The 4915-nt window shown below is 33.4% G+C and carries 2 protein-coding genes and 2 pseudogenes; 3 read left to right on the top strand and 1 reads right to left on the bottom strand.

Translation table 11 applies throughout. From position 1 onward, the window contains the following. Nucleotides 1–56: 56 nt before the first annotated feature. A complete protein-coding gene (locus tag PTSHG_RS01760; protein ID WP_019107215.1) occupies nt 57–977 on the top strand; it encodes a carbon-nitrogen hydrolase family protein in 921 nt (306 codons plus the stop codon). Nucleotides 978–1076: 99 nt separating this feature from the next. Here PTSHG_RS01760 and PTSHG_RS09055 read toward each other — a convergent pair. Continuing rightward, nucleotides 1077–2563: pseudogene (locus tag PTSHG_RS09055) on the bottom strand (helicase HerA-like domain-containing protein). 117 nt (nt 2564–2680) lie between these two features. On the opposite strand from PTSHG_RS09055, the gene PTSHG_RS01750 reads away from it, so the two are divergent. Together PTSHG_RS01750 and PTSHG_RS09885 are read left to right on the top strand one after the other, a co-directional pair. Continuing rightward, nucleotides 2681–3421 carry an AAA family ATPase gene (locus tag PTSHG_RS01750; RefSeq protein ID WP_019107214.1) on the top strand — a complete coding sequence of 247 codons (741 nt, stop codon included), beginning with the start codon at nt 2681–2683 and terminating at the stop codon, nt 3419–3421. A 359-nt stretch (nt 3422–3780) separates the two neighbouring features. Beyond that, nucleotides 3781–4915: pseudogene (locus PTSHG_RS09885) on the top strand (hypothetical protein); the annotation flags it as partial.

The following is a 4915-nucleotide window of genomic DNA, read 5'->3' as shown; positions in this document are numbered from 1 at the left end:
TGAAAAAAAGCTTTAAATTTATAAAATTATGAATAAATTAAAAATTGGAGAGGGTTATGAAAGATATTGAAAAAATTTGTAGGGTCGCCTTGGTGCAAGCTGAGCCAGTGATGTTTGATAAGAAGGCATCTTTGGAGAAGACTCTAAAATATATTGATGAAGCAAGTAAAAAAAGTCCAGATTTAATTGTATTCCCTGAACTTTTTATTCCAGGCTATCCCATCGGCATGAATTTTGGTTTTAGCATGGGGAAAAGAAGCGAAGGTGGACGAAAAGATTGGATGCGCTATTATAATGCATCCATTGTGGATGGTGAAGAAGAGTTTCTAAAACTTCTAGAGGCATCTAAAAAAACTGGAGCTTATATAAGTTTGGGATTTTCAGAAAGAGATTCTGTTAGCGGCACACTTTTTAACAGCAATGTTATTTTTGAACCCAAGGGAACTTATAAAATACATAGAAAATTAAAACCAACTGGAAGTGAGCGAGTGGTTTGGGGAGATGCCAACAAAAATTATTTTCCAATTACAGAGACAGCCTTTGGTCCTATTGGCAGCCTCATCTGTTGGGAGAGTTACATGCCCCTTGCTCGTGTTGCTCTCTATGAAAAGGGAATTACAATTTATATTTCGCCTAACACCAATGACAATCCAGAGTGGCAGGCAACAATTCAGCATATAGCAATAGAGGGCAAGTGCTTTTTCATCAATGCCGACATGATTGTCAGGTCCTCCTCTTATCCAAGGGATTTAAATGAAATTGAAGCCCTAAAGGATTTGCCAAGACTTGTGTGTAGAGGTGGCAGCTGCATTATTGACCCCTACGGACATTATTTGACTGAGCCTGTTTGGGATAGGGAAGAAATAATTTACGCAGACCTTGACATGACTTTAGTGGCAGCCTGCAAGATGGAGCACGATGCAGTGGGACATTATGCCAGGCCAGATGTCTTGGAATTAAAGGTTAATGACAAATGAAATTATAAAATATATGGAAAAATTTAGAAGAAGAAAGTGACAATTAAAAAAGGCTGGTAGATAAAATTATCCTCCAGTCTTTTTTGTTAGTTTAAAAAATTATCTTCGCTTTTTTATTGATCCAAGAAGACCTCTTGCGATTTCACGGCCTATACTTCTTGTAATTGTTCCAAGCATAGAGTCGATGCCCTTGTCGATGTAAGATTTTTGCTTGCGAGTGGATTTTCTTTCTTTTTCAAGTTCTTTCTCGCGTCTTTCAATTTCTTTGAGCCTTTCTTCTTCTAGATTTTCTCTTTCTTCTTGAATCTTTTCTCTTTCAATTCTTGCACATAAAACTTCATAGGCAGATTCTCTGTCAATTGGGTCTTTATATTTTGAATAAAGATTTGAAGCTTCTACTAAATTTTTGTATTCAGCATCACTTAGTGTGACAAAGGAGGAGTGTGGAGGAAGAATAAAAGCTTTATCCGCAAGACTTGGTGCACCACTTTCATCTGCAAAGGAAACTATTGCCTCGCCAGTTCTAAGATTTATAATTTCTTCCTTTAAATTCATTGAACCGTCTTGCCTAAAGGTATCTGCAACAGCGTTAATTGCCTTTAATTCCTTTGGAGAGTAAGCTCTAAGCTGATGAACAATTCTGTTGGAAAGTTGTGAAGAAACTTCCTCAGGCATATCAAGTGGATTTTGTGTAATGAACAAAACACCAACTCCCTTACTTCTCACAAGCCTTACAACTTGAATTATTTTCTCCTTTAAAATATTTGGAGTATTATTAAAAAGTAAATGAGCTTCATCAAAGAAAAAACAAGCTTAGGTTTATCTAAATCGCCAACTTCTGGGAAGTTTTCATAAATTTCTGACAAGAGATAAAGTAAAAGCATGGAATATAAAAGTGGGTTTGAAATTAATTTATTAGCATTTAAAATATTTACAAGACCCTTGCCAGAAGAATCAGTCCTTATCAAATCATTTATGTCTATGGCAGGCTCGCCAAAAAATAAATCTCCACCAGCATCTTCAATAAATAATAATTTTCTTGAAATTGCAGAAAGACTTTGACTTGCTACATTGCCATAAATTTTGCTGATTTCATCTCTATTGTTGTTTACATAATTTATTACTTGTTTTAAGTCCTTTAAATCAATTAACAATAGACCCTCACTGTCAGCAACTTTAAAAATTATATTCAAAACTCCACTTTGGGTGTCATTTAAGTCCAAAATATTTGAGAGCATAAGAGGTCCCATTTCAGAAACTGTAACTCTAAGGGGCATACCCTTTTCGCCATAAATATCCCACAGAGATACAGGATAATTTTTAAATTCAAAATCCGAGATACCCAACTCATCAAGTCTTTCTTGCAACTTGTCATTCATCTCGCCAGACTTTGAGATATTGGCAAGGTCGCCCTTGATATCGGCAAGAATTGTTGGCACTCCTGCATCAGATAAGCCTTCAGTTAAGACCTTTAGGGTAACAGTTTTACCAGTACCTGTGGCACCGCTTATTAGTCCATGCCGATTTACTTTATTTAAAAGAATACAATTTTCTGATTTTCCCTTTCCAATTAAAATTTTGTCCATGAGAACCCCCTTATTATGAAAGTATTTATCTATCTTTATTATAGCAAAGATTGCAAAAGTTCACATAAAATAAATTTTAAAGAATGATATAATAAATTAAAGATTGAGAGGGATCTTATGGAATATGTAAAAAAAATTTATGGAGTAAATAGAGAGGAACTGGCAGGGGATTCATATCTTAGAAAAATTCCCTTTCTAAAAAATTTTAAGGGAATGGAAATAGATAGTCCAGTAACTTTTTTTGTAGGAGAAAATGGAACAGGTAAGTCCACACTTCTTGAAGCCTTGGCAGTAAGACTTGGCTTTAACGCAGAAGGCGGTTCAAAAAATTTTAATTTTGCTACAAAAGAAACTCACTCAGAACTTGGCGAGATTTTAGAAATAGGAAGAGGACCAGGCAAAGAGAGGGATGGATTTTTCCTTAGAGCAGAATCCTTTTACAATCTTGCATCGGAAGTTGATAACTTAGCAGGAGGGGGCTCCTCAGACTTTTATGATTCCTATGGCGGTAAGTCTCTTCATTTTCAATCACATGGAGAAAGTTTTAGGTCTTTGATCTTAAATAGATTTAGGGGCAAGGGAATTTATTTATTAGACGAACCAGAAGCAGCCCTTTCACCAACATCAATAATGTCCCTCTTGTGCATAATTCATGAACTTGAAAAAGAGGATTCCCAATTTTTTATAGCAACCCACTCGCCAATTCTCTTGGCTTATCCTCATGCGAAAATTTTTGAATTTTCTGAAAGTGGCATAGAGGCGAAGACCTATAAAGAGACAGAAACCTATAGCATCACAAAAACTTTTTTAGATAACCCAGAAAAGATGATTTATTTATTATTTAATGAGAAAAATTAAAGGAGAAAGACTACTCTGATGTTGAGTAATTATTAAATGTTTTTTAGAGAAGGTTTTAACTTTCTCAATTTTCATGACAAAGAAATATATTGTAATTTATTAATGTCAAAGATTTGTCTATATTTTGTTTGCTATATTTATTTTTTATTTATTATTGTAAATCTTTGTGTTAATATTTCTTGTGTATCTTTACATTAAGTTAATGGCTAAGAAAATAAAAATGTAAAAGTAACTTTAAAATAAAGTAGTAGGCAATTTATTTTAAGTTCATTATATGTTACTTATGCTATTAATTACCGTGTAATATAAAAGTTTAATAAGAGATTTAAAGATACTCATATATAAGTTTGGAGGAAAATATGAAAAAAGTTGTAGCGACTACTATGGCGACTTTATTATTTGGACTTTCAATTCCTGTCAATTCCTTTGCTTTGCCAAATAATACAGAAGGATTAGAGTCTAATATAATTGAAGATTTTAATGTAAAAAAATTTAATGGAAGAATAATTGATAGAGATCCAAATTTTAGATTAGCAGGCGAAAATAACAGACAACAATCTGCTGATAACAACAGGCAAATGCCAGCTGTTATTAATAGTAATGATGTTGGCGGTGTTAAACCTAATGGCTATGTAAGTGTAAAATATAAAGTTGACTCGTCAATGGGGAAATTTCAAATTGGCGGACATGATATTCCTGAATTTGAATTGACATATTTTGTTGATCCAAAAGTTGGCGTTCAATTATCTGAAGTTTCTAGTGTCAGCCCTCTTGTAACTGACGCTTCTAAATATAAATTAGATGAAAAAAATCCTTGGATTATTGAACCAAACTCAACTAATATGCAAAGTGAAGTAAAAGGAGATATAACTTTAACAGCCAATATTACGAAAATTGCAACAGCAACTCCTAATCCAGGTCCTAGTATTGCAGAAAGAATTAAATCTAATAACCTTCGTCCTGTAGATATTTCTGTTTGGTTGAATGATGAAATTAATTGGAAAGAAGGAGTTGAACTTGACACTTCTGTAAGTGATGAGGAACTTAAAAAAGCCTTTGATGAGGCAACATTCGAGGGCGACAATAGAAACTCAAAAAATGTATCAACAACAAAGTTAGATGGAACAATTAAAGTTATTTTTAAAGACACATCATCCATTGAAGTTCAAAATCAAAGACTTTTTGTATTTCCACATATAACTGCTTCTTCTTATGGAAATGCTCCAAAAGATGCAGTAGAAACTACTTTCTTATTAGGAGAAGGAACTAAAGCTGGAGAAGGTCAACATGAAAAAGTTGGAAGTGCAGAACAACCAGTTTCTTATCAAACATATAAGATAAAACCAGGAACTGATGTATTAACAGCTACTATTGCTACAAATGTAAATATTTTTAATAACATTTCAGCAAAAACTGTTGATGATTCTTATTCTGATCTTAAATGGGAACCAGAAAACTATATAGTAAATGAAAATAATAACACATTTACTGCAA

Source organism: Peptoniphilus senegalensis JC140, assembly GCF_000321025.1.
Lineage (GTDB): Bacteria > Bacillota > Clostridia > Tissierellales > Peptoniphilaceae > Peptoniphilus_A > Peptoniphilus_A senegalensis.
Note: the sequence above shows the minus strand (reverse complement) of the source record. Positions and strands in the feature narration are given on the sequence as shown.

Bases quoted from the DNA above. Each gene is read 5' to 3' on its own strand.
- PTSHG_RS01750 (WP_019107214.1), top strand. From the start codon at position 2,681: ATGGAATATGTAAAAAAAATTTATGGAGTAAATAGAGAGGAACTGGCA.
- PTSHG_RS01760 (WP_019107215.1), top strand. From the start codon at position 57: ATGAAAGATATTGAAAAAATTTGTAGGGTCGCCTTGGTGCAAGCTGAG.